General features: G+C 66.1%; 1 pseudogene. It reads right to left on the reverse strand.

The window, feature by feature from the left end:
- Positions 1-354: pseudogene (locus PMI11_RS35175) on the reverse strand (electron transfer flavoprotein subunit alpha/FixB family protein); the annotation flags it as partial.

A 354-nucleotide genomic window follows, 5' to 3' on the forward strand; every position in this document is an offset into this window, starting at 1 on the left:
GAAAGAGGCGGTGCGCACGGTGATGACCTTCTTGGCGTCGGTCGCCTGCACCGTCTGGATCGCATTGCCGGCATAGATCGGGCGCTTGAAGGTGTCGGGCGAAACCACGTCGATGATTTCAGAGACCTGGGCGGCGTCGAGGAGTGCTGCGACACGCGGCATGACGTTCTTGCCGGTGGAGGTGGCCGCGGCGACGATCGTGTCGTAGCTGCCTGCCAGCGAGACGATCAGGTCGGCGAGCGGCTCGGCGAGATTGTTGGCGAGCTCGTCGCTTTCGGCGAGCAGTACCTTGGAGACGCCGGAAAGCTTGGCAGCCGCGTCGGCGGCGGCCTTTGCGCCCTTGCCGGCGACGAG

The organism is Rhizobium sp. CF142 (genome assembly GCF_000281145.1).
In the GTDB taxonomy this organism is placed as follows: domain Bacteria; phylum Pseudomonadota; class Alphaproteobacteria; order Rhizobiales; family Rhizobiaceae; genus Rhizobium.